Consider the following 23,251-nt stretch of genomic DNA (forward strand, 5'->3'; position numbering starts at 1 on the left):
CCGAGACGTGTGACGTCGACCGGGCCCTGCCCGGTTCGCGGCTCGGGAACGGCCGTCCACGGTGCGGACGGCGCGGTGAAGAGGGGGACCCCCGGGACCGGAGCCGCAGGATTCGGCTGCCCGTGGCAACGAAATGCGGAGTACACCCATCTTCGTCGCCTACGCCCGGGGGAGCGGGACCCGGGGGCCCACTACATCCGACGCAGTACCCCAGTCCAGACCCAGGGGCGGATCAATCGCCCCGAACACCGGGCGAGCATGGACGTGTACCCCGGTCAGCGCCTCCGCCTTCCCCCCATGTGCCGGGTCTTCGTCCTGCCCGCAACCCGACGGATTGGTCCAAAAGGTGGCTACGTTTCTCTATCGACTCGGCCGGAGGGCGTTCCGGCGCCGCGGCCTCGTCGCCCTGCTGTGGGTGGCCATACTCGTGGGCGCCGGCGCGGCCTCGTCCGTCGCGCCCGCCCCGCCCGAAGACTCCTTCTCCATGCCGGGCACCGAGTCCCAGAAGGCGTTCGACCTGCTCGACGAGCAGTTCCCGGCCGCCAGCGCCGAGGGCGCGACCGCGCGTGTGGTGATCCGCGCCCCCGAGGGCGGGAAGATCTCCGACCCGGCCGGCAAGGACCGGGTCGAGGAACTGGTGACGGCGCTCGGCGCGGGCCCGCAGGTCTCCTCGGTGGACGACCCGTTCAAGGCGAACGCCGTCAGCGAGGACGGCACCACCGCCTACGCCTCGGTGACCTACAAGGTCAACGCGATGGAGCTGACCGACGAGGCCCGGGACGCCCTCACCGCCGCGACCGACGACGCCCGTGAGGGCGGCTACACCGTCGAGACCGGCGGTGACGCGGTCGTGGCCGAGCAGGAGATGGGCGGCACCGCCGAACTCATCGGCATCGGAGTCGCCGCGGTCGTGCTCCTGCTGACCTTCGGCTCACTGGTCGCGGCGGGCATGCCGCTGCTCTCGGCGATCATCGGCGTCGGCATCGGCATCTCCGCCATCGGGGCGCTGGGCAGCACGCTGGAGCTGTCCGCCACCACCTCCACCCTCGCCATGATGATCGGCCTCGCGGTCGCCATCGACTACGCCCTGTTCATCGTCTCCCGCTACCGGGCGGAGATAGCCGAGGGCCGGGCGCCCGAGGAAGCGGCGGGACGCGCGGTCGGCACCGCGGGCTCCGCGGTCGTCTTCGCCGGACTGACCGTCGTCGTGGCCCTCTCGGGTCTCGCGATCGTCAACATCCCGATCCTCACCAAGATGGGCCTGGCCGCCGCGGGCACCGTCGGCATCGCCGTGCTGATCGCCCTCACCCTCACCCCGGCACTGCTCGGCTTCGCCGGCAAGAGGGCGCTGAGCCGCAAGGACCGCAAGGCGCCCGCCGGGGTGCGGGCCGCCGCCGGCAAGCCCAAGCTGGGCACGCGCTGGGCCCGCTTCGTGCAGCGGCGTCCGGTCACCGTACTGCTGACCGCGGTCCTCGGCCTCGGCGTGATCGCGGTACCGGCCGCGGGCATGGAGCTGGGCCTGCCCGACGAAGGCAGCTCGGCCCCCGACACCACCCAGCGCAAGGCCTACGACATGCTGTCCGAGTCCTTCGGCGCCGGGTTCAACGGTCCGTTCATGATCGCCGTCGACGCGCGCGACGCGGACGACCCGAAGGCCGCCGCCGAGACCGTCGGCGAGAAGATCACCGACCTGGGGAAGGCCGCCGCGGTCACCCCGGCCACCTTCAACGAGAAGGGCGACACCGCGGTCCTCACCGTGGTGCCCAGGACCGGCCCGAGCGACGCCGCCACCGAATCACTGGTGCACGACATCCGCTCGCTGTCCGGCGGGATCAAGGCCGACACCGGCGCGACCATGCTGGTCACCGGCGCGACCGCGATGACGATCGACTTCTCCCAGACCCTGGACGACGCGCTCGTCCCCTACCTGGCCCTGGTCGTCGGACTCGCCTTCCTGCTCCTGATGCTGGTCTTCCGCTCCGTCCTCGTCCCGCTGAAGGCGGCCCTGGGCTTCCTGCTCTCGGTGGCCGCGGCGCTCGGCGCGGTGGTCGCGGTCTTCCAGTGGGGCTGGCTCGCGGACGTGTTCGGCGTGGACCAGCCGGGCCCGATCATGTCGATGATGCCCATCTTCATGATCGGCGTGGTCTTCGGCCTGGCCATGGACTACGAGGTCTTCCTGGTCACCCGCATGCGGGAGGCGTACGTCCACGGGCAGTCCGCCGGCGAGTCCGTCACCACGGGCTTCACCCACGGCGGCCGGGTCGTCGCGGCGGCGGCGATCATCATGATCAGCGTCTTCTCCGGCTTCATCCTGGAGAACGACGCCATGATCAAGATGATGGGCTTCGGCCTCGCGATCGCGGTCCTCTTCGACGCCTTCGTGGTCCGCATGGCCATCGTCCCGGCCGTGCTCGCCCTGCTCGGCACCAAGGCGTGGTGGCTGCCCAAGTGGCTGGACCGCGTCCTGCCCAACGTCGACGTCGAGGGCGAGAAGCTCCACCGGGAACTCGGCGACACCACCGCGCCCCCGGAGCCGACCCGCGAGCCGGAGACGGCCGGAGTCTGACACCCCCGACACCTCTCGCGCGGCCCCGGTGACCTGGAACCCCAGGCCACCGGGGCCTTCGGCACTACAGGTCGCCGGCCGCGTCGGCGAGTGCCCGGTCGAGGACGGCCACGCCGCGGGCGATCTCCTCGTCGCTCGCGGTCAGCGGCGGCGCGATACGGAAGATGCCGCCCATTCCGGGGAGCTGGACGATGTTCATGTGCAGCCCCAGCTCGAAGCAGCGCCGGGTGACGGCGGCCCCGAGACGGTCGGCGCCGCCCTCGCCCAGCACCTGGTCCCCGACCAGTTCCATGCCCAGCAGCAGCCCCCGGCCGCGGACGTCACCGACGACGTCGTGGCGGGCGGCGAGCTTGTCCAGGCCCTCGCGCAGTGCCGTGCCGAGCTGTCGCGCGCGCTCGTCCAGCCGGTCGCGGACCAGGACGTCGAGGACGGTGTTGCCCACGGCGGCCGGCAACGGGTCGTTGACGTGGGTGGTGAAGAACAGGAACCCGCGCTCGTGCGCCCGCTGTTCGATCTCCGCGCTGGTCAGCACCGCGGCCAGCGGCAGACCCGCGCCGAGCGTCTTGGACAGCACGAGGATGTCCGGGACGACCCCCTCGTGCTCGAAGGCGTACCAGTCGCCGGTGCGGCACAGCCCGGTCTGCGCCTCGTCGAGGATCAGCAGCATGCCGCGCTCGCGGCACTTGTCCGCCAGCGCGGCGAGATAGCCCGGCGGAAGTTCGACCACGCCGCCCGAGGACAGGATCGGCTCGACCAGGCACGCGGCCAGACTGCCGACCGACTGGGCGTCGATCATCTCGAAGCCCAGGTCCAGCTGGCGGCGCCAGTCCAGCTCGCCGTCCGCGTCCACGACGGAGGGACGGTAGCGGTCCGGCACCGGCAGCGCGAAGTTGCCCGGCGCGGCGGGCCCGTAGCCCTTGCGGCCGGCGCTGTAGGTGGCGTTCGCGGCGGCCTGCGTCATGCCGTGCCAGGACCGGGCGAAGGAGACGATCTCGTGGCGGCCGGTGACGAGCTTCGCCATCCGCACCGCGGCCTCGTTCGCCTCCGCCCCGGTGGTCAGCAGCAGCGCCTTTTCCAGCGGCTCGGGCACGGTGCCGGCCAGCCGGCGGGCCAGCTCGACCACCGGCCGGCTGAGCATCCCGCTGTGCAGGTGGTCGAGGTGGGCCACCTGCTCGCGCACCGTCGAGACGATCGCCGGATGGGAGTGCCCGAGGATGGCACTCATCTGGCCGGACGTGAAGTCCAGGAGCTCGCGGCCGCTCTCGGTGAACACGGAGGTGCCCGCCGCGCGGACGACGACCTCCGGCGAGAAGGGTGCGTGGCCGGAGTAGCGGATCAGGTGGCGCCCCAGGTCGGCGCCGGCGGTCTCGGAAGGCATGGGACCGACGGTAGGGACGGGACGCTGCGCGCGTCCATCGCACAGAATCGACGCCGCTGTACGTCAGATACGTACAGTGCGGATGCGAGTCGTCGTACCATCGCCGCGTGCTCAACTCCGGACGACTGCAACTGCTCAGCCGGCTCGACACGCTCGGAACCGTCCGCGCGGTCGCCGACACGCTGCACCTGAGCGCCTCCACGGTCTCCCAGCAACTGGCGGTCCTCGAGACCGAGACCCGGTGCCGGCTGATCGAGCGGACGGGCCGACGGGTGCGGCTGACACCGGCCGGGCTCCTCCTGGCCCGCAGGGGCCGGGAGATCCTCGACCGGATGGCCGACGTCGAGGCCGAACTGCGTGCCCTGAACGACGAGCCCATCGGCACCGTCCGGCTCGGCGTGTTCCAGAGCGCGATCTACAGCCTCGCCGTCCCCGCCGCGGACCGCCTGGCCACCACCCACCCCCATCTGCACCTGGAACTGGTCGAGATGGAGCCGCACGAGAGCGGCCCCGCCCTGCGCTCGGGGGACGCGGACGTCATCGTCACCACCACCGACTACGCCGGTCTGACCCCGGGCGCGGACCTGGAGGTCATGTCGCTGGGCAGCGACCCGGTCGTGCTGGTGCTGCCGCGGGAGCATCCGCTGGCCGCCCGCACCGCGGTGGACCTCGCCGCCTGCAAGGAGGAGACCTGGGCCTGCGACCGGCCGCAGTCGTACATGGCGGACCTGACCGTGCGGCTGTGCCGCGAGGCCGGGTTCGAACCCCGGGTGGCCTGCCGGTTCAGCAACTACCTCATGCTGTTGCGGCACGTCGAGACCACGGGGTCGGTCGCCCTGCTGCCCGCCCTCGCCGTCACGGCCGACCACGCCGTCGTCACCCGCCGGCTGAGCCCGCCCGTGCACCGCAACGTCGCCGTCGTGGTGCGGCGCGCAGCCCCGCAGCGCGCGGCGGTGAACGCGGTGATCGCCGCACTGCGCGACCACCCGGAGATCGAGGCCCTGGCCGCCCCGGACCCGGCCCGCGGGCACGGGGACGGCGACCACCGCCGTTGACGGAGCGGTCCTCGGTCAGGAGCCGACGATCGCCGAATCCTCCGCGCCGGTCTCGCCGGCCGGCCGGAACTCGACGGCCACGACGCCGTCCACGCCCCGGCAGTGCTCCTCGAGGAGCGGGGCGGACACATGGTCCGGGAGCCGGCCGCTGAGCACGACGTGGCCGTGTGTCACATCCACCTGCACCGACGAGGGTGCCAGGCCCAGCGCCTTCACCAGGGCCTCCTCGATGATCTCGGTGCGGATCGCGCGGTCCGTGCGCAGGAATACCCGCAGCAGGTCGCTTCTGCTGACGACCCCGGCCAGCCGCCCGTCGTCGTCGACGACCAGCAGCCGCTTGATGCGGTGCCGGGCCATCACCCGGGCGGCGTCCACGACGCTCCAGCTCTCCCGGGCGCACACGGCGGGCGAGGTCATGAGCCCGGCCGCGTCCGTGGCGTCCGCCTTGCCCGCCGAGGCCCGGGACCACTCGGCGTGCTCGCGCGAACCGTCGGGCTCCCCGCCCCACATCTTCTGCAACAGGTCGGCCTCCGACACCACTCCCACGGGGCGGTTCTCCCCGTCGACCACCGGCACCGCCGTGATGTCGTATTCCAGCAGCAGGTGAGCGATCTCCTTGAACGGTGTGCCGTGCTGCACGCGCACCACGGCGTCGCTCATCAGATCGCGCACCCTCTGGTGTTTCATCGAGCGTCTTCCCCTCCGCTGCCGGTCCGCGCGGACCGGCGTTCGTCCTTCTTGTCCGTGAAAACGATCGATCGGCCCTCGGAGTGCCCCGCCGCGGCGCGGGGACCGACCAGGAGCAGGGCGATGTCGTCGCCCGGAGCGGGCGCGTGCCGGATGAGGGTGTGGGCCATGGCGTCGAGGTCGCTGGGGTCGCCGTGCTCCAGCAGCCCGGCGAGGGCCGCGATCGCGTCGTCGAGGTCGACTCCGGGCGCCTCGACGAGTCCGTCGGTGTAGAGGGCGAGCACACAACCGGGCGGCAGCGGGAACTCCAGCGAGGGGTACACGGTGTCCGGCTCGATGCCCAGCAGCAGACCGGGCGGGACGCGCAGGGCCTCGACGCGCCCGTCGGCGTGGCGCAGCAGGGGAGGGGGGTGCCCGGCGAGGGCCACACAGGCACGGTGGGTGGCGAGGTCGAGGTGGACGTAGGCGCAGCTGGTGAAGAGACCGGGGTCGAGATCGGTGAGCAGGCGGTTGGTGCGGGCCAGCACGTCGCCCGGGGGCGCGCCCACGGTGGCGTGCGCGTGCACGGCGGTGCGGACCTGCCCCATGAGGGCCGCCGCGTCGACGTTGTGGCCCTGTACGTCGCCGATGGCGACGGCGGCCGAGTGCTCGTCGAGACGGATGACGTCGTAGAAGTCGCCGCCGATGCCCAGTCCCCGGGCCGCCGGGAGGTAGCAGGCGGCGACGTCCAGCCCCGCCACGCGCGGGAGGGTGTGGGGCAGCAGGGCGGACTGCAGACGGTGGGCGAGATGGTGCTTGGCGTCGTAGAGCCGGGCGCGGTCCAGGGCCTGCCCCACCAGACCGGCCAGCGACGTGAGGGCGGCCCGCTCGCCGGGCGGGAAGACATGGGGCCGCCGGTAGGAGAGCAGCAGGGAGCCAATGGGCCGGCCGGAGGCGATCAGCGGGAGCACGGCCCAGGCGGCCATCCCGTCCTCGTGCGTCATGGCCGGATAGGCCGCTCGGAGCTCCTCGAACGTCGGCCAGAAACCGGGGACCCCCGTCGCCATGACGTCGGCGCCGGGAACGGCCGAGGAGAGCGGGATGCCGTCGAACTGCTTCAGCAGCTCCGGGCGGTAGCCGCGCTGTCCGACGATCCTCAGGTGGCCCTCCTCCGGGACCATCACCACCATGCCCTGCGCGCCCAGTGCGGGCATCAGCTGGTCGGCGGTCTGCTCGACCACGTCCGGCACGCTGACAGCCTCGGTCAGGGTGGAGGCCAGGTGCATCAGGTGGTACAGCACCGCGGCGCGGCTGGGCCCGGAGGCCTGCACCGACGGGGCCGGGGGCGCGTCCGCGTCCGGGCCGCCGGGGGTGATACGGACGCTCAGCCCCGTGGCGTCCGGGTACAGCTCGAAGGTCAGCCACGTCTTCGGCGGGCGCAGCACCGTGAAGGCCTGCGGTCTGCGGCTGACCAGCGCGGCCCGGTAGCGGTCCTCCACGTGGGGCACGTCCATCCAGGGCAGCGCCTCCCACGGCAGCGCGCCCATCAGCAGGGACCGGTCGACCCCGAGCAGCTCGGCCGCCCCCGGGGTGACGAGGGTCAGGCGTCCGTCGAGGTCCAGCGCGCACGAACCGCCCGGCAGGCGGTCCACGAACGCGGACAGCGCGGACGCCTCGACGGGGGAGGACGGGCGCGGGGCCGGCGGCGGCAGGGTGTGGGGACGGTCCGGCGGCAGCGGCTCGCCGCGGTCGAGGGCCCGCTCCAGGCTGTCGTACAGACGGCCGCAGCCCGCCCGGACGGCGTCCTGCTCACCCTTGCTCAGCCGGGCCGGATGACTTCCGGCCCACAGCAGCACCAGCCCGCCCCGGACGGTGGGGCCCGAGGCCAGCGGCGCGGCCGCCAGCCCGAACTCGTAGGGCAGGACCAGCGCCAGCCGCGGATACTGGCGGGCCATGTCCTCCCGGCCGCCGGCCCACACCAGGCGGCGTTCGCGCACCGCGTCCGCGACGGGCATGGGGTCCTTCAGCCCGACCCGGCGCCACGGAGCGGCCATCTCCTGCGGGACCCCCGTGATCAGCACCTGCCACACGGCGTCCTCGCCCGGCGGCAGTACGTACAGGATTCCTCCGTACGCACCGCTCGCCCGCACCACTGCGGCCATCGCGGAGTCCATCAGCCGTCCGTCCGCGTCCGCGCCGACAGGGCTGCCCGACGCCGGCCACCCCGAACATCACCCATATCTGGACACTACGCCCGTACCGCCGCGACGGCATGCGAGGGCGTAGCGGGCGGGGACCGGCCGCTGCCGCTCAGTCCCGGCTGCCGTGTCCCTGCGGCCTTCGCTTCACATACAGCCGGCCGTCCGCCGGTCCGGTCCACTCCAGCCGTACGACACCGGGTACGGCGGACTCGGCGACGCGTGCGGCGTCGGACCAGTAGCCGGCGGCGGGGTTGAGGAAGTACGTCGCCCACAGGCCGCCCCGGTGATCGACGAAGAAGTTGTTGTGCCCGGCACCGACCCCCGCGGTGTACCGCTTCGAGTACGGGCCCTCGAACCGGTCGGCCACGGCGACGATCGCGTCGTACTGGTACTGCACCCGGCCGGCCGCGGGCACGTCGTAGGCCTGGCGGACGGTGCCGTCCGCGTTGACGGAGGTCCGGTCCCAGGCGGCGTGGACGAGGTGGTACTTGCCCCGGTACTTGAACACGTAGGCGCCCTCGAGATACGGCTCCGGCGCGTACGGCGTCTGCCGGAACCGGGGCAGGTCCGTCGTCGTGACGATGTCCTCCATGTCGTCCCGGAACTTCGCGTACAGGTCGTTGTGCAGCACGAGCCACGCGTCGTCGCCCTCGGTGAACAGACCGCCGTCGATGTGGTGGTAGGCGCCGGGCTCGATGAACTTCGGACCCCCGATGAACGAGTCGCCGAAGGGCTTCTCCAGGTTCCCCTCGATCAGCCGGTACGGGCCCTCGACCCCGCCCTCGCTCACCAGCATGAACGAGCCGACCTTGCGGGAGTGGTCGCCCATGCACGCCACGATGTACCAGGTGCCCCGGAAGTGGTGCAGCTCGGGCGCCCAGGCCTGGCCGCGCTTGCCGAACCGCTCGTCGTGCCAGTACTCCTGCCAGGGCGCGACGACCGTCCGGCCGGGCCGGTTCTCCCCGGCGAACTCGGGCGACCACACCTTGCCCCGCTCGGCTCCGGGCCGGATGCCGGTGGTGTCGGCCAGCCGCCACGGGCCTTCGAGGGAGGGGGCCAGCCACACGAAGATGCCGTCGTTCCACGGGCCCGCGGCGTCGAGTCCGGGCACCTGGGAGGTGCCCGTGGCGACGTACACCGGGCGGCCGTCGACGACGAAGCAGTTCACGTAGGTGTCGCGCATCCACACCGTGCCGCGCTCCTCGTCACGGGGGCGCAACTCCAGCGGCAGGACGAACGAGTTGTCCTCGCGCGGCCACAGGTCCACCCGGGTGTCCGCGGCGCCGTAGGGCTCGGGATCGGGCCAGTTGCGCGGGTGGCGCCGTGACGCCCCGGCCGCGGGGGAGGAGGCGGGGCCGGTCGCCGGGGCCGCCTGCGCGGCGCTCGCGGGCAGCGTGAACGCCGCCCCCACGCCGGCCGCGCCGGCCAGCAGGGATCGTCGGTGGAGTCCGTACTCGGCATCGGTCATCAGTCGGGTTCTCCTTCGTCGTCCCCGTCCGGGAACCGAGGGGCGGCGGACGAGCCGCACGACGGGGGCATGGCGCACAGCATGCGAACGCCCGCACATTTACGTCAACAGGTCGGACGAATAATCCGCCCCGAGCCGCTCACCGGCAGCCCGGTCCACCAGGCATTGTGAACGCTTCGTTGCGTCTTTCCGTCGGAGTGTTGACGGAATAATCGAGCCTCCCTACCTTGACCGGCATGCAGATGCCCAGCGGAGTGCACGCACTGGTCCGGCGCACCCACGAAGAGCGCGTGATGCGTGCGCTGCAGGAGAACGGCGCCATGAGCCGCGGCGAGATCGCCCGGGTCGTGGGCCTGTCGCGCACCACCCTGTCCGAGATCACCGGCACCCTCCTGCAACGGGGCGCCATCGTCGTCGTGGACACCGACGCCTCCTGGCGCGAGGGCAGCGGGCGGCCGGCCGAACGGCTGGCGCTCGACCCCGCCTCCGCGCAGTTCATGGGCGTCGACTTCGGACACCGGCGGGTCCACGTCGTCGTCGCCGACGCCTCGCACGAGATCATGGTCTCGGGCTCCGTCCGCTACGAGGACACCGCCACCTGGCAGACCCGGACCCAACTGGCCCTGGAACTCGTCGACCGGCTGAGCGGCGAGGCGGGCGTCCACTACGGGGCCCTGCAGGGCATCGGCATCGGCGTGCCCGGCCCCTACCCGGCACCGGAGGGCGCGGCCTGGCCCCGCGCCACGGCGGGCACCACCGTGCTCCGCCCGGCACCAGAAAGCGTCGACGTGGCCTTCGCCGAGCGCTTCGACGCACCGGTGATCGTCGACAACAACACCCGCCTGGCCGCCCTGGCCGAGGCCATCAGCGGCGCCGACAGCGTCGCCGACCTGGTGTACGTACGCCTGTCGGACGGCGTCGGCGGCGGTCTCGTGGTCGGCGGCCAGCTGGTGACCGGCTCGTCCGGACTGGCCGGCGAACTGGGCCACGTGACCGTCGAACCGGCGGGCCGGCCCTGTCGGTGCGGCAAGCGGGGATGTCTGGAGACCGTGGCATCCGTACCCGGAATCCTCGCCGCCTGCTGGGAGTTCGGCCTGCGCCTGGAGACCCTCGACGACCTCGCCGCCGCCGTGCGCCGCGCCCACCCCGTCGTGGACCGGGTCCTGCGGGAGGCCGCGGGGGCGCTGGGCCGGGTGGTCGGCGCCGCGACCATGATGCTGAACCCGGCGAAGGTGGTCGTCGGCGGCGAGATCACCCGTCTGGCACCCGTCCTCGTGGAACAGGTCGCCGCCACGCTCGCCGCCGAGATCTTCCCGACCGCCTCGGCCGGTCCCGTCGTCACCGCGGCCCGGCTCTCCGACGACGACGGCGCCATCGGCGCGCTCGCCGCGGTCTTCCACAGCTCACCCCTCCTGGCGAGGTATCCCGAAACCGCCGACGTGAAGGGCCGTTCCGATGCATCCGACTCCGCCACCGAAGGAGCCGCCCATGTCCGTCCTTGACAAGCGGAGGGCCGACCGGCGGCACCCGCGGCCCGAGCCCTCACCCGACGCCGGGGCGGCCGACGACGCGGCGGGCGCCACCAAGGACGGTGACGCCAAGTCCGCTGCGCGGCACACCCGTTCCGACAGGCGGCGCGGGCTGCCGCTCGCCCTGAACGCCGTCTCCGTCGCGCTCGGCATCGCCGTCTGGTGGGCCCTCGCGTCCGCCGGTTTCAAACTGCCGACACCGCCCGAGGTCGTCGACCGCGCCGCCACCCTGATCAGCGACGGAACACTCGCCGACGACGCCCTCGCCAGCCTGACCCGCGTCCTCGTCGGCTTCGCCCTGGGCACGGCCGTGGCCGTCCCGGTGGGCTTCCTGATGGGCTGGTACGGCATCCTGCGCGGACTGATCGAACCCTGGATCCAGTTCTTCCGCACCATTCCGCCGCTGGCGATCATCCCGCTAGCCGTGGTCGCCATGGGCATCGACGAGACACCGAAGATCTTCGTCATCTTCCTCGCCGCGTTCCTGGCCTGCGTGATCTCCACCTTCCAGGGCGTGGTGAACGTCGACCGCACCCTGATCAACGCCGCCCGGGTGCTCGGCGCGGGCGACGCCACGATCTTCGCCCGCGTCGTGGTGCCCGCGTCCACGCCCTTCATCCTCGTCGGCATGCGGGTCGGCCTCGGCTCCGCCTGGGCCACCCTCGTCGCCGCGGAGCTGATCGCCGCCCAGGAGGGCCTCGGCTACCGCATGCAGAACGCCCAGCTCTACTACGACCTCCCGACCATCTTCGTCGGACTCGTCTCGATCGGAATCCTCGGTCTCCTCATGGACCGCGTCCTCCTCCTCGCCGAACGCCGGCTCACCCGATGGCAGGAACGCCGATGACCAGCACACCCGCCAAGATCTCCGTCCAGCACGTCACCAAGACCTTCTCGCTGGGCCGGGAGACCTTCACCGCCCTCGACGACGTCAGCCTCGACATCGCCAACCACGAGTTCGTCACCGTCGTCGGCCCCTCGGGCTGCGGCAAGAGCACCCTGATGAACATCCTCGCCGGGCTCGAGACACCCACCGCGGGCCGAGCCCTGGTGGACGGCGCCCCCGTATCGGGCCCCGGACCCGAACGCGGCGTCATCTTCCAGCAGTACGCCCTCTTCCCCTGGCTGACCGTGCGCCAGAACGTCGAGTTCGGCCTGCGCACCACCGGCGTGCCCAAGGCGGAACGCCGGGCCAGGGCAGAGCACTTCATCGAACTGGTCGGCCTGGAACGCTTCGCCGACGCGCTCCCCAAGACCCTCTCCGGCGGCATGCGCCAGCGCTGCGCCATCGCCCGCGCCTACGCCGTCGACCCCTCGATCCTGCTGATGGACGAACCCTTCGGCGCCCTCGACGCGCTCACCCGGGTCAAGCTCCAGGAACAACTGCTGAAGACCTGGAGCCAGGACAGGCGCACGGTCCTGTTCATCACCCACGACGTCGACGAGGCCGTGTTCCTGGCCAACCGGGTCGTCGTGATGGCCGCCCGTCCCGGCCGGGTCTACGACGTCGTCGAGGTCGACCCCGCCGTCGTACGCGACGAGGCCTTCCGGCTCAGCCCCGAGTTCGCCGCACTGCGCAACCGCGTGTGGCACTCCGTCTACCACCAGGAAGGCCGCACCGCCGCCCTTTCCGGTTCCCACTCCTCCACGTCATGACCCGGAAGGGACCCACCGCCATGCCACCCGTCCTCACCCGCAGAAGCCTCACCACCACCCTCGCCGGCGCGGCCGCCATGGCGCTGCTCGCGGCGTGCGGCGGCGGCTCGTCCTCCGGCGGCTCCTCGGACGAGGTGCGCTTCGGATACATCAACGACTTCAACGGCGCCAGCCTGATCGCCATCGCCGAGGCCAAGGGCCTGTGGAAGAAGCACGGACTGTCGGCGAAAGCCACGGTCTTCACCAACGGCCCGCTCCAGATCCAGGCGCTGGGCACCGACAACCTCGACTTCGGATACATAGGCCCCGGCGCCATGTGGCTGCCCGCCTCCGGCCAGGCCAAGGTCGTCGCCATCAACACCCTCGGCAACTCCGACCGGGTGCTCGCCCAGCCGGGCATCACGTCGATGCAACAGCTCAAGGGCAAGACCGTCGCCGTACCCGAGGGCACCTCCGGCGACATGATCCTCACCCTCGCCCTGGAGAAGGCCGGGATGACCAAGGAGGACCTGAAGGTCGTCCCCATGGACCCCTCCACCATCGTCTCCGCCTTCTCCTCCGGGCAGGTCGACGGCGCCGGCTTCTGGTACCCGGCCGCGGCGACGATCAAGAAGCAGGTTCCCGACCTGGTCGAACTCGCCAAGAACACCGACTTCGAACAGGACGTCTCCTTCCCCACCGCGTTCGTCGCGGGCAACAAGGTGGTGGCCGACCAGCCGGAGAAGACCAAGAAGGTCCTCGCCGTGCTGCGCGAGGCCATGACGTTCCGCTCCGAGCACACCGACGAGGCGATCGAACTCACCGCCGCCAAGCTGAAGATCCCCGTCGACCAGGTGAAGGCGGACGCCGCCAACAACAAGGTGCTCGGCGTCGAGGAACTCGACAAGCTGACCGAGGACGGCACCGTCGTCAAGTGGCTGAAGGGCATGAACGACTACTTCGTCGACGCGGGCAAGCTGAAGAAGCCCGTCGACCCGAAGACCTACTACACCGGCGACCTCTTCACGGGAGCGGGCAAGTGACCCAGTCCAGCACCAGCACAGCCCCCCGGCCCGGCGAAGAGTCCGGCGGCAAGTCCGGCGGCCCGTCCGGCGCGTCCCGGAAGAACATCCTCTTCCTCATGACCGACCAGCACCGCACGGACACGCTCGGCGCCTACGGCAACCCGCTGGCCCACACCCCCGTACTCGACGAACTGGCCGCCACGGGGACCCGTTTCGACCGCTGGTACACCCCCACCGCCATCTGCACCCCGGCCCGCGCCAGCCTCCTGACCGGCCAGGCGCCCTTCCGCCACAAGCTCCTCGCCAACCACGAACGCAACGTCGGCTACCTGGAGGACCTGACCGAGGACCAGTTCGCCTTCTCCCGCGCCCTGCGCGAACACGGCTACAACTGCGGCCTGTTCGGCAAGTGGCACACCGGCAACCGGCGCACCGCGGCCGACTACGGCTTCGACGGGCCCGACCTGCCCGGCTGGCACAACCCCGTCGACCACCCCGACTACCTCGCCCACCTCGCCGAGCACGGACTGCCCCCGTACGAGATCAGCGACCGCATCCGCGGCACCCTGCCCAACGGCGGCCCGGGCAACCTGCTCGCCGCCCGGCTGCACCAGCCGGTCGAAGCCACCTTCGAGTACTACCTGGCCACCCGCGCCATCGAGCAGCTGGAGCGGTACGCCGCCGACGCCCACGAGCACGACCGGCCCTTCTTCCTGGCCCTGCACTTCTTCGGCCCGCACCTGCCCTACATCCTGCCCGACGAGTACTTCGACCTGGTCGACCCGGCGGACGTGGAACTGCCGCGGTCGGTGTCCGAGACCTTCGAGGGCAAGCCGCCGGTCCAGCGCAACTACAGCGCGCACTGGACCTTCGACACCATGCCCATCGAGACGACCCGCAAGCTCATCGCCGTCTACTGGGGCTACGTGGCCCTCATCGACAAGCAGATCGGCCGGGTCATGGACGCCATGGAACGGCTCGGCCTCGTCGACGACACCGCGGTGTTCTTCACCTGCGACCACGGGGAGTTCACCGGCTCCCACCGGCTGCACGACAAGGGCCCCGCGATGTACGAGGACATCTACCGCACCCCCGGCCTGCTCCGCGTCCCGGGCGCGCCGGGCGGACAGGTGCGCGACGAGTTCGTCAGCCTCCTCGACTGCACGGCCACCATCCTCGAACTGGCGGGCCTGGACCCGAAACCCGCCGTCGACTCCCGCAGCCTGCTGCCCCTGGTGCGGGGCGAGTCGGTGGAGTGGGACGAGGACATCGTCTGCGAGTTCCACGGCCACCACTTCCCCTACCCGCAGCGCATGCTGCGCGAGGACCGGTACAAGCTCGTCGTCAACCCCGACTCCGTCAACGAGCTGTACGACCTGCACACCGACCCGGACGAACTGCAGAACGTCTACGCCCACCCCGAGCAGGCGGAGGTCCGCGGCCGCATGATGCGCAGACTGTACGACGTACTGCGCGAGCGCGGCGACAACTTCTACCACTGGATGACATCGATGTACGACGTCGGCGAGGTGGGACACGACCCGACCCTCAGCGGGCTCGACGAGTCCACGTACAAGGCGTAGCACCCGACACGTCCGCAGCCCGATTCGAGGACCCCATGACCAGCGCCCACCGCCCGTGCTGCGCCCCCGCGACAGCACCCGTCGCCAAGGCCGCCGATGTCCCTCCGGCGCCGGTGTCCGCCGCCCGCCCGCGTTCGACCCGCGGCCAGGTGCGCCTGCCGGGCGGTGAGTTCGCCATGGGGGACGCCTTCGGGGAGGGTTACCCCGCCGACGGCGAGACACCCGTCCACACGGTGCGTCTGAACCCCTTCCACATCGACGAGACCGCCGTGACCAACGCCCGGTTCGCCGCCTTCGTCAAGGCCACGGGCCATGTGACCGACGCCGAGCGCTTCGGCTCCTCGGCGGTCTTCCACCTCGTGGTCGCCGCGCCGGGCACCGACGTCCTCGGCGAGGCGGCTGGCACCCCCTGGTGGATCAACGTCCGGGGTGCCCACTGGCGCCGCCCCGAGGGCGCCCGCTCCGACATCACCGGCCGCCAGAACCACCCGGTCGTCCACGTCTCCTGGAACGACGCCACCGCCTACGCCCGGTGGGCCGGCAAGCGCCTGCCCACCGAGGCCGAGTGGGAGTACGCGGCCCGCGGGGGACTGACCGGCCGCCGCTACGCGTGGGGCGACGAGCTGACTCCGGGCGGCCGGTGGCGCTGCAACATCTGGCAGGGCCGTTTCCCCCACGTCAACACCGTCGAGGACGGCCACCTGACCACCGCACCGGTCAAGTCCTACCGCCCCAACGGCCACGGCCTGTGGAACACCGCGGGGAACGTGTGGGAGTGGTGCGCCGACTGGTTCTCGCCGTCGTACTACGCCGAGTCCCCGGCAGCGGACCCGCACGGTCCCGAGACCGGCACGGCGCGGGTGCTGCGCGGCGGCTCCTACCTGTGCCACGACTCCTACTGCAACCGCTACCGGGTCGCCGCCCGCTCCTCCAACACCCCGGACTCCTCGTCCGGCAACCTCGGCTTCCGCTGCGCCAACGACGGGGACGGCGTCGGATTCAGCGCTGGGTGAGGGTTTGGGGGTAGTCGGTGATGATGCCGTCGACGCCGAGGTTGAGCATTTTGCGGATGGCGCCGGGTTCGTCGACGGTCCAGACGTTGGTGGTCATGCCGAGTTGGTGGATGCGGTCGACGAGGGTTTGGTCGGTGACGGTGTGTTGGGGGTTGATCTGGTCGGCCCATTGGCTGAGTTCGACGAGTTCGGTGTCGGTGGGGCGGTCGGCGTCGAGGATGCCGATGGGGATGTCGGGCTGGGCGGTGTGGAAGGTGCGGGCGTCATCCGTCTCGAACGACTGCACGGCCAGTTGCTTCCGGGCGAGGGCCTTGCGGACATAACCGGGCTTGCCGCGCAGGGTGTCGGCGAGGTCGGTGGCGATGGTGGTGCCGTATTGGCTGCAGGGGCTGATTTCGGCGAGGAGTCCGGTGGGGGTGTGCTGGAGGTGGCGGATGACGGTGTCGAGGGTGATGATCCGCTCCCCGGCGTATTTGTCGTGGAACCAGGAGCCGGCGTCGAGTTGGCGCAGTTCGTTCCAGGTGAAGTCGGAGACGCGGTAGCTGGGGCGTCCGGGGTAGAGGTCTTCGACGTTGGTGGTGCGTTCCATGGTGCAGTCGTGGAAGTTGACGAGTGTGCCGTCCTTGGTGCGTTGGACGTCGATTTCGACGTGGTCGGCGCGTTGGCGGACGGCGAGGTCGATGGCGGCGGCGGTGTTCTCGGGTGCCATGCCGGAGGAGCCGCGGTGGGCGATGACGTCGGGGCCGTCGGTCGCGGCCTGCGCGGGCGTCGACGTCACCGCCAGAGCCAGACCACTCAGCACGGCCACCACGGCACCGGCGCGCCTCTTGCTCGGAAACTTCACTGGAGCCTCCCGCGTTCGAATGACTCCCTGGAGGCTCCAGGACCGTGGTTACGGGAAGCCTGCCGCGGTCTGGCTGTCCCGGGATGGGCCGGTGGAGCGGAGCGCCGAACCGGTCATCGGAGGCGGGAGGGGATGATTGCGCGCAACCGTCCCTCCCGCCTCACGCCTTTCAGCGGCCGAGGATGCCCTGCGGCAGGAGTGACTGCGGGGAGGTGGCCGGGTGCCCCACCTCCAGCGAGCCGAGAAGGCTGTCGAGGAGCCGACCACCGGGAACACCCGTGGACGGCCCGGGTTCCGGGGCCGCCTCGGCGACCGGAGCGGAGACCAGCAGAGCGCCGGCCATGACGGAGACACAGGCGAGCTTCTTGATCATGCCCGTCCCAACGACCGGAGGACCCGGGGGAAACGCCCGCCGGGCGCGGACTGGGCCAGTCGGGTGCACGCCGGGCCACGACCCCCGACGGGGGCCCGGCCGCCCGCCTTACCCGCCGGGTAATCGACCGTACCCCTCCGTCCCGGCAGGATCGGACACACCGACGGCAACACCGGCCGGAACGGCCCACCGCAGCGAGGAGCACAGCATGTCCGACACCCGCACCGCACCCACGGGGGACCAGGTCGCCGAGGTCACCCGTTCCGTCGTGCGCGACTTCCTCACCGCCCGTATGGCCGGCGACACCGGGCGACTGGTCGAGCTGTTCGCCGACGAGGTCGACTGGCTGCTCGCCGAGAACCCCGCCGTCCCCTGGATACGGCCCCGCTCCACCGGAGCCGAGGCGGCCGCCCAGTTCACGGAACTGGCGGAGCACACCGTGCCCGAGGACGCGCGGGCCTCGGTCGACACGTTCCTCGTCGACGGCACGGACGCCGTCCTGATGGGACGGTTGTCCGGGACCGTACGGGCGACGGGCAAGTCCTTCGAGGGGCCGTTCGCGCTGCGCCTGACCGTCGAGGGCGGCCGGATCACCCGGCACCACCTCTACGAGAACAGCCTGTCCATCGCCGAGGCCTGCGTCCCGGGCACGTGAGCCCCGGGCTCGGCCCGGCCGTCCTCGTCACGGGCGACTGTCAGTGCCCGCCGACACAATGGACCGCATGACACCGTTGCTTCTCGTCGACATCGAGCGGGCCGTGCGCGACAGTTGGAGCGCCGAGACGTGCACACCCGAGTTCCGGTCGCAGTGGACCGCGGACAACCCGGCCAGGGACCAGTGCGGCGTGACCGCCATGGTGCTCAACGACCTGCTGGGCGGCGAGCTGATCCGCGGCGAGGTGCACGTCGAGGGCGAGCGGGTCGACTACCACTGGTGGAACCGGCTGGGCCCGGACCTGGAAGTCGACCTGACCCGCGAGCAGTTCGGTCCGCACGAGACCGTCGTCGGCGGCACCGTCGTTCCCCGGCCGCCCGAGATCCGCAGACTCCGCGAGGAGTACGAGCTGCTCCGCGGACGGGTCCTGGAGCGGCTCGGACGGCAGCCGGCCGCGTCGTGACGGCGTCGGTTCCTACGACGACTCGCGCACCACCAGCTCCGTCGGCAGTGTCGTCTGCTGCCGGGGCGCGCCGTGCTGCGTGATGTCGGTGAGGATGCGGGCCATGGTCCGGCCCAGTTCCTCCACCGGCTGACGCACCGTCGTCAGCGGCGGGTTGGTGTGCCGGGCCAGGACGGAGTCCTCGAAGCCGACGACGGCGACATCCCCCGGCACCTGCCGCTTCCACCGGCGCAGTTCGGCCAGCGCGCCGACGGCCATGAGGTCGGACGCGGCGAAGACGGCGTCCAGATCCGGGGCGCGTTCAAGAAGCAAACGCATGGCGTTGGCGCCGCCCTCCTCGGTGAAGTCACCGGCCTCGACGAGCAGTTCGGCGGCGGGAACACCCGCCTCCGTGTGCGCGGTGCGCCAACCGGCCAGCCTGCTGCGGCCGACGTCCATGTCCAGCGGGCCGGTGATGGTGGCGACCCGTCGCCGTCCGCTGCCCAGCAGATGCCGCACCGCGGCGGCGGCCCCGCCGGCGTTGTCGGAGTTGACGTAGCTCAGCCGTTCGCCCGCGTCGCGGCGGCCGGCGAGCACGGTGGGCAGGCCCATCTCCTCCAGCATGCCCGGCAGCCGGTCCTCGGAGTGCACGGAGACCAGCAGCACGCCGTCCACCCGGCGGGTCGCGACCGACTCGGTCAGCTGGTCACGCTCGGCCTGGTCGCGGACGAGCATCAGCTGCAACTGGGTGCGGCTCTCGGCGAGGGCGCCGCTGACCCCGCGGATCAGCGCGGCGAAGAACGGCTCGGAGCCGAGCCGGCTCTCCGATTCCGGGATCACCAGGGCCACGGCGTTGGTGCGGTTGGTGACCAGGCCCCGGGCGACCGAGTTGGGAACGTAGTTCAGTTCCTTGATCGCCGCAAGCACTCGCTCCCGGGCATCGGCACTGACCAGCTCCGAGCCGTTGACGACACGGGAGACCGTGGTGCGGCCCACGCCGGCGCGGGCGGCGACCGTTTTGATCGTTGGACGGCGGTTGCCGGTCATGTGCTCCCCCCTCGGCGGCCGCGGCGGGGGTGCCTGCCGCGGAGGTGACCTGCGGCAATTCTTGCAGACACCGCGGCCGGCCGAGCACCCCCGGCCCATCGGGAGGCGAACGCGACGTGCGGACGGCTGCGGGAACTTGCGTTCAAGTCATTGACAGATCGGCACCGGAGCCATGAGTCTTCGATGCGTCGTTGGGAACGTGCCCACGAAAATTGGGAACGTTCCCATCCCGTGTTCGAGCCGCTGTCTCTCATCGCTGTAGCCATCGCAGTAGTCATCGCAGAACTCGTCACTCCGATGTGTCAGCGCCGTCGCTAGGAGGAAGATCCATGGGCACTTTCGGTTCGTTGCGCAGAAGGGCGGTGGCGACGGCCGCGGCCGTCGGCGCGCTGGCACTCGTCGTCGGCTGCGGCGGCAGCGACGACTCGGCCACCGGCGGTGGCAAGAAGGACGGCAAGGTCACCATCACCATGGGCATGTACGGGGTGATGGGGATCAAGGAGACGGGCCTCCTCGAGCAGTACGAGAAGGAGAACCCCAATGTCGACATCAAGGCCGAGATAGCCGGTGACGAGCAGACCTACTACACCGCGCTGCAGACCAGGCTCGCCGCGGGCAAGGGCCTGAAGGACATCCAGGGCATCGAGATCGGCCGCGCCAAGGAGATCACCGAGACCCAGGCGGACAAGTTCGCCGACTTCTCCAAGGTCGAGGGAACCGACCACTTCCTGCCGTGGAAGGAGTCCCAGATCACCACCAAGGACGGCAAGGTGCTGGGCCTGGGCACCGACATCGGCCCGATGGCCGTCTGCTACCGCAAGGACTACTTCGAGAAGGCGGGCCTGCCCACCGACCGCGAGGAGGTCGCCAAGCTCTGGGAGGGCGACTGGAGCAAGTACGTCGAGGTCGGCCGCACCTTCAAGAAGGGCTTCAAGGGCGGCGACGTGGCCTACATGGACGCGGCCAGCGGTCTGTTCAACGCCATGGTCTACGGCTACCCCGAGCAGTACTACGACGAGAACGGCAACCTGATCTACAACACCAACCCGGCCGTCAAGGAGGCCTGGAACCTCGCCGCCGACGCGGCCGAGGACGGTCTGACCGCCAAGCTCCGCCAGTTCCAGCCGGGCTGGGACCCGGGTCTGGCCAACGGCACCTTCGCCACCGCGGTGTGCCCGGCGTGGATGCTCAGCCACATCAGCGAGAAGGCCGGCGACGCCAACAAGGGCAAGTGGGACGTCGCCAAGGCCCCCAAGGGCGCCAACTGGGGCGGCTCCTTCCTCGGTGTGGTCGAGCAGAGCCCGGTGAAGGAGGAGGCCAAGAAGCTCGTCGCCTGGCTGACCGCGCCCGAGCAGCAGGCCCACATCTTCAAGGAGATCGGCAACATCCCCTCCTCGCGCACGGCGCTGGACAGCCCCGAGGTGAAGAACGCCAAGTCCGAGTACTTCAGCGGCGCGCCGATCGGCCAGATCTTCGGAGCGGCCGCCCAGGAGATCCCGGACAAGCAGGTCCTCGGCCGCAAGGACGGCACCATCAAGGACACCTTCTCCCAGGGCCTGGCCCTGATCGAGCAGGGCGACGCCACGCGTGACGAGGCGTGGAAGACCACCGGGGAGCGCATCGAGAAGGCGGTCGGCTGACCGCACGCTCCCGAGGCCGACCGGGCCCGCCCGCGTCCAGGATCAGGTCCTGGCCGGCGGGCCCGGCGCCAGGCCCACCCATCCGCTCTCAGGAAGGAAGACCGGTGGCCACCTCCACCACCAAGGCGCTGACCGGGGACGAGCCTCCGCGTCCGAACCCCCGGACGGGCGGCGAGGGCACCGCCCGGCGACGCGGCGCGCTCTGGCACCGGCTCGACATCAAGGGCGCCCCGTACGCGTTCGTCGCGCCGTTCTTCATCATCTTCGCCGCGTTCAGCTTCTACCCCCTGATCTACACGTCGTGGATCTCCCTGCACGACGTGGAGCTGGCCACCCTCGATGTCATGGAGTGGGTGGCGTTCGACAACTACGTGGAGCTGTGGGGCGATTCACGGTTCTGGAACGCGCTGCAGAACACCATCACCATCGGTGTCATCTCCACCGTGCCGCAGCTCATGATGGCGCTCGGCATGGCACACCTGCTCAACTACCGGATGCGCGCCTCGCTGTTCTTCCGGGTCGCCTCCCTGGTCCCCTACGCCACCTCGGTCGCCGCGGCCGCCCTCGTCTTCACCATGATCTTCGAGCGCGACTTCGGCATGATCAACTGGGCGCTCGGCTCGGTCGGGATCGACCCGGTGGACTGGGAGGCCGACAAGTGGCCCGCCCAGATCGCCATCTCCACGATCGTCATCTGGCGCTGGACCGGCTACAACGCGCTGCTCTACCTGGCCGCGATGCAGGCCATCCCCGCCGACCGGTACGAGGCGGCCTCCCTCGACGGCGCCTCCCGGTGGCAGCAGTTCATCCACGTCACCGTGCCCGGGATCCGCTCCACCATCGTCTTCACCATCGTGCTCTCCACGATCGGCGCCACCCAGCTCTTCGGCGAGCCGCTGATCTTCGGCCAGGGGCCCAACGGCGTCACCGGCGGCGCGGACAACCAGTACCAGACGCTGGGCCTGCTGCTGTACGAGGAGGGCTGGAAGAACTACCAGATGGGCCGCTCCGCGACCGTCGCCTGGGCGATGTTCATGCTGCTGGTCCTCGTCTTCGTCGTGCAGCGCGTCGTCAAGCGCCTGCGCTCCCGTACGTCCTGACCTGGAGCCGTCATGACCACCCAAAGTCTCCCGGCCCGGACCGAAGCCCCGGACCGGACCCCCGCCGTGAGGGCGAGCGGCCGCGGCGGCCGCCGGCTGCTGCGCCAGCGCGCGGGCCGCCAGCACCACGCCGGACCCCTCGCCTATGTGCTGCTCGCCATCATGGCGATCCTGTCGATCTTCCCGCTGTACTGGACGATGGTGGCCGCGTCCACCGACAACACCCGGGTCAGCCAGACCCCGCCCCCGTTCCTGCCCGGCCCGAACCTGTTCAGCAACCTCGCCCGGGCCTGGGACGAGGCGGCGATGGGCAAGGCCATGATCAACAGTCTGATCGTGGCCGGAGTGATCGCCCTGTCCACCGTGCTGTTCGCCACGCTCGCCGGGTTCGCCTTCGCCAAACTGCGGTTCAAGGGACGCAACGCCCTGCTCATGCTGGTGATCGGCACCATGATGGTGCCGCCGCAGCTCGCCGTCGTACCGCTGTTCATGATGATGGCCGACCTCGGCTGGTCGCAGCAGCTGCCCGCCGTCATCTTCCCGACGCTGGTGAGCGCGGTCGGTGTGTTCTTCATGCGGCAGTACCTGACGGAGGCGCTGCCGGACGAGCTGGTCGAGGCCGGCCGCGTGGACGGGGCGCACTCGCTCAGGATCTTCTTCAGCATCGTGCTGCCCATCGCGCGGCCCGCCATGGCCGTACTGTTCATGATCACGTTCGTGCACGCGTGGAACGACTTCTTCTGGCCGTTCGTGGTCCTCGACATGACCAACCCGACCGTCCCCGTCGCGCTCACCCAGCTCAGCGCGGGATACGTCCGCGACCAGTCGCTGATCATGGCCGGCGCGCTGCTCGGCACCCTGCCGCTGCTGGCGATGTTCGTCGTCTTCGGCCGTCAGATCGTCAGCGGCATCATGGCCGGCGCCGTCAAGGGCTGACCGGCCGCCGTGCGGCCCGGTCCCGCGCCGTCCGGGCCGCACACCACTTCGTCGGGCGCGCGCCCCGCGCACTCACCCACCACTGAAAGGACCTA

20 protein-coding genes are annotated in these 23,251 nt (G+C 71.1%); 13 read left to right on the forward strand and 7 right to left on the reverse strand.

Features of this window, described 5'->3' with window-relative positions; all coding sequences use genetic code 11:
• Positions 1-346 precede the first annotated feature (346 nt).
• Positions 347-2,566 (forward strand): MMPL family transporter, encoded by a 2,220-nt coding sequence (locus D1J63_RS34660; RefSeq protein WP_125634472.1) that lies wholly within the window; start codon positions 347-349, stop codon positions 2,564-2,566.
• 64 nt (positions 2,567-2,630) lie between these two features.
• On the opposite strand, the gene D1J63_RS34665 is transcribed toward D1J63_RS34660, so the two are convergent.
• Positions 2,631-3,944 carry an aspartate aminotransferase family protein gene (locus D1J63_RS34665; protein WP_125634474.1) on the reverse strand — a complete coding sequence of 438 codons (1,314 nt, stop codon included), beginning with the start codon at positions 3,942-3,944 and terminating at the stop codon, positions 2,631-2,633.
• Positions 3,945-4,051: 107 nt separating this feature from the next.
• On the opposite strand from D1J63_RS34665, the gene D1J63_RS34670 reads away from it, so the two are divergent.
• On the forward strand, positions 4,052-4,999 hold the full coding sequence (locus D1J63_RS34670) for a LysR substrate-binding domain-containing protein (protein ID WP_102931462.1): 948 nt from the start codon (positions 4,052-4,054) through the stop codon (positions 4,997-4,999).
• A 15-nt stretch (positions 5,000-5,014) separates the two neighbouring features.
• On the opposite strand, the gene D1J63_RS34675 is transcribed toward D1J63_RS34670, so the two are convergent.
• The 3 genes from D1J63_RS34675 to D1J63_RS34685 all read right to left on the reverse strand — a co-directional run bounded on the left by D1J63_RS34675 (position 5,015) and on the right by D1J63_RS34685 (position 9,334).
• Positions 5,015-5,686, reverse strand: a complete 672-nt coding sequence (locus D1J63_RS34675) for a CBS domain-containing protein (protein ID WP_102931463.1) — start codon at positions 5,684-5,686, stop codon at positions 5,015-5,017.
• Positions 5,683-7,839: a SpoIIE family protein phosphatase gene (locus tag D1J63_RS34680; protein WP_125634477.1), complete on the reverse strand. Its 2,157-nt coding sequence runs from the start codon at positions 7,837-7,839 to the stop codon at positions 5,683-5,685. Before D1J63_RS34680 ends, D1J63_RS34675 begins: the two co-directional genes overlap by 4 nt.
• Positions 7,840-7,975: 136 nt before the next feature.
• Positions 7,976-9,334 carry a family 43 glycosylhydrolase gene (locus tag D1J63_RS34685; RefSeq protein ID WP_125634479.1) on the reverse strand — a complete coding sequence of 453 codons (1,359 nt, stop codon included), beginning with the start codon at positions 9,332-9,334 and terminating at the stop codon, positions 7,976-7,978.
• A 236-nt stretch (positions 9,335-9,570) separates the two neighbouring features.
• Between D1J63_RS34685 and D1J63_RS34690 the strand changes: the two genes are divergently transcribed.
• From D1J63_RS34690 to D1J63_RS34715, 6 genes are all read left to right on the forward strand, one after another.
• Positions 9,571-10,836 carry an ROK family transcriptional regulator gene (locus D1J63_RS34690; protein WP_164713108.1) on the forward strand — a complete coding sequence of 422 codons (1,266 nt, stop codon included), beginning with the start codon at positions 9,571-9,573 and terminating at the stop codon, positions 10,834-10,836.
• Positions 10,823-11,710: an ABC transporter permease gene (locus D1J63_RS34695; RefSeq protein ID WP_125634483.1), complete on the forward strand. Its 888-nt coding sequence runs from the start codon at positions 10,823-10,825 to the stop codon at positions 11,708-11,710. Before D1J63_RS34690 ends, D1J63_RS34695 begins: the two co-directional genes overlap by 14 nt.
• Positions 11,707-12,519: an ABC transporter ATP-binding protein gene (locus D1J63_RS34700; RefSeq protein ID WP_125634485.1), complete on the forward strand. Its 813-nt coding sequence runs from the start codon at positions 11,707-11,709 to the stop codon at positions 12,517-12,519. The genes D1J63_RS34695 and D1J63_RS34700 overlap by 4 nt, the downstream gene beginning before the upstream one ends.
• 20 nt (positions 12,520-12,539) lie before the next feature.
• Entirely contained in the window at positions 12,540-13,541 is a 1,002-nt protein-coding gene (locus tag D1J63_RS34705) for an aliphatic sulfonate ABC transporter substrate-binding protein (RefSeq protein WP_164713268.1), read from the forward strand.
• Positions 13,542-13,627: 86 nt separating this feature from the next.
• Complete coding sequence (locus D1J63_RS34710) at positions 13,628-15,106, forward strand: sulfatase-like hydrolase/transferase (protein WP_277601478.1); 1,479 nt, start codon at positions 13,628-13,630, stop codon at positions 15,104-15,106.
• Between the two features lie 35 nt (positions 15,107-15,141).
• Entirely contained in the window at positions 15,142-16,119 is a 978-nt protein-coding gene (locus D1J63_RS34715) for a formylglycine-generating enzyme family protein (protein WP_206436801.1), read from the forward strand.
• On the opposite strand, the gene D1J63_RS34720 is transcribed toward D1J63_RS34715, so the two are convergent.
• Both D1J63_RS34720 and D1J63_RS34725 read right to left on the reverse strand, forming a co-directional pair.
• A complete protein-coding gene (locus tag D1J63_RS34720) occupies positions 16,106-16,963 on the reverse strand; it encodes a glycerophosphodiester phosphodiesterase family protein (protein ID WP_125634491.1) in 858 nt (285 codons plus the stop codon). The genes D1J63_RS34715 and D1J63_RS34720 overlap by 14 nt on opposite strands.
• 169 nt (positions 16,964-17,132) lie before the next feature.
• A complete protein-coding gene (locus D1J63_RS34725) occupies positions 17,133-17,336 on the reverse strand; it encodes a hypothetical protein (protein WP_061446499.1) in 204 nt (67 codons plus the stop codon).
• A gap of 208 nt (positions 17,337-17,544) precedes the next feature.
• Here D1J63_RS34725 and D1J63_RS34730 point away from each other — a divergent pair, with 208 nt between their 5' ends.
• Both D1J63_RS34730 and D1J63_RS34735 read left to right on the forward strand, forming a co-directional pair.
• Positions 17,545-17,991, forward strand: a complete 447-nt coding sequence (locus D1J63_RS34730; RefSeq protein WP_125634493.1) for a nuclear transport factor 2 family protein — start codon at positions 17,545-17,547, stop codon at positions 17,989-17,991.
• 67 nt (positions 17,992-18,058) lie between these two features.
• Positions 18,059-18,454, forward strand: a complete 396-nt coding sequence (locus D1J63_RS34735) for a hypothetical protein (RefSeq protein WP_125634495.1) — start codon at positions 18,059-18,061, stop codon at positions 18,452-18,454.
• A gap of 12 nt (positions 18,455-18,466) precedes the next feature.
• On the opposite strand, the gene D1J63_RS34740 is transcribed toward D1J63_RS34735, so the two are convergent.
• Positions 18,467-19,480: a LacI family DNA-binding transcriptional regulator gene (locus D1J63_RS34740; RefSeq protein WP_125634498.1), complete on the reverse strand. Its 1,014-nt coding sequence runs from the start codon at positions 19,478-19,480 to the stop codon at positions 18,467-18,469.
• Positions 19,481-19,809: 329 nt separating this feature from the next.
• Between D1J63_RS34740 and D1J63_RS34745 the strand changes: the two genes are divergently transcribed.
• The 3 genes from D1J63_RS34745 to D1J63_RS34755 all read left to right on the forward strand — a co-directional run bounded on the left by D1J63_RS34745 (position 19,810) and on the right by D1J63_RS34755 (position 23,156).
• On the forward strand, positions 19,810-21,120 hold the full coding sequence (locus D1J63_RS34745) for an ABC transporter substrate-binding protein (RefSeq protein ID WP_102928778.1): 1,311 nt from the start codon (positions 19,810-19,812) through the stop codon (positions 21,118-21,120).
• A 104-nt stretch (positions 21,121-21,224) separates the two neighbouring features.
• A complete protein-coding gene (locus tag D1J63_RS34750; RefSeq protein ID WP_102928777.1) occupies positions 21,225-22,220 on the forward strand; it encodes a sugar ABC transporter permease in 996 nt (331 codons plus the stop codon).
• Positions 22,221-22,232: 12 nt separating this feature from the next.
• Complete coding sequence (locus tag D1J63_RS34755; RefSeq protein WP_125634500.1) at positions 22,233-23,156, forward strand: carbohydrate ABC transporter permease; 924 nt, start codon at positions 22,233-22,235, stop codon at positions 23,154-23,156.
• Positions 23,157-23,251 lie beyond the last annotated feature (95 nt).

The organism is Streptomyces sp. KPB2, from assembly GCF_003950055.1.
In the GTDB taxonomy this organism is placed as follows: Bacteria; Actinomycetota; Actinomycetes; order Streptomycetales; family Streptomycetaceae; genus Streptomyces; species Streptomyces salinarius.